This is a genomic window from Actinomadura geliboluensis (assembly GCF_005889745.1).
In the GTDB taxonomy this organism is placed as follows: domain Bacteria; phylum Actinomycetota; class Actinomycetes; order Streptosporangiales; family Streptosporangiaceae; genus Spirillospora; species Spirillospora geliboluensis.
In genome coordinates, this window is sequence record NZ_VCKZ01000754.1 from 1 (window position 1) to 1,103 (window position 1,103).

A 1,103-nucleotide genomic window follows, 5' to 3' on the forward strand; every position below is an offset into this window, starting at 1 on the left:
TGGGTGTGTTCCCGAGTAGCACGGGGCCCGTGAAATCCCGTGTGAATCTGCCACGACCACGTGGTAAGGCTGAATACTTCCTGATGACCGATAGCGGACCAGTACCGTGAGGGAAAGGTGAAAAGTGCCCCGGTGAGGGGTCGTGAAATAGTACCTGAAACCGTGTGCCTACAAGCCGTCAGAGCGTCCTCACAGGTTTCGGCCTGTGTTCGTGATGGCGTGCCTTTTGAAGAATGAGCCTGCGAGTTATGGTGTGTGGCGAGGTTAACCGGTGGCGGGTAGCCGTAGCGAAAGCGAGTCTGAATAGGGCGTTTGAGTCGCATGCTGTAGACCCGAAGCGGGGTGATCTAGCCATGGGCAGGGTGAAGCGCCGGTAAGACGGTGTGGAGGCCCGAACCCACCAGGGTTGAAAACCTGGGGGATGACCTGTGGTTAGGGGTGAAAGGCCAATCAAACTCCGTGATAGCTGGTTCTCCCCGAAATGCATTTAGGTGCAGCGTCGCGTGTTTCTTGCCGGAGGTAGAGCTACTGGATGGCTGATGGGCCCTACAAGGTTACTGACGTCAGCCAAACTCCGAATGCCGGTAAGTGAGAGCGTGGCAGTGAGACTGCGGGGGATAAGCTTCGTAGTCGAGAGGGAAACAGCCCAGATCATCGGCTAAGGCCCCTAAGCGTGTGCTAAGTGGGAAAGGATGTGGAGTTGCCGTGACAACCAGGAGGTTGGCTTAGAAGCAGCCATCCTTGAAAGAGTGCGTAATAGCTCACTGGTCAAGTGATTCCGCGCCGACAATGTAGCGGGGCTCAAGCACACCGCCGAAGCCGTGGCATTGACACGTATGTGTTGATGGGTAGGGGAGCGTCCTGTAGCCGGTGAAGCCGCCGAGTGATCGAGTGGTGGAGGCTGCGGGAGTGAGAATGCAGGCATGAGTAGCGAGTCACACGTGAGAAACGTGTGCGCCGGATGACCAAGGGTTCCTGGGGCAGGCTAATCCGCCCAGGGTAAGTCGGGACCTAAGGCGAGGCCGACAGGCGTAGTCGATGGACAACGGGTTGATATTCCCGTACCCGCTGGTATGCGCCAACGCTGAACCCTCTGATGCTAA

1 rRNA gene is annotated in these 1,103 nt (G+C 57.5%); it reads left to right on the forward strand.

Features of this window, described 5'->3' with window-relative positions:
- Positions 1-1,103, forward strand: a 23S ribosomal RNA gene (locus ETD96_RS44040); the annotation flags it as partial.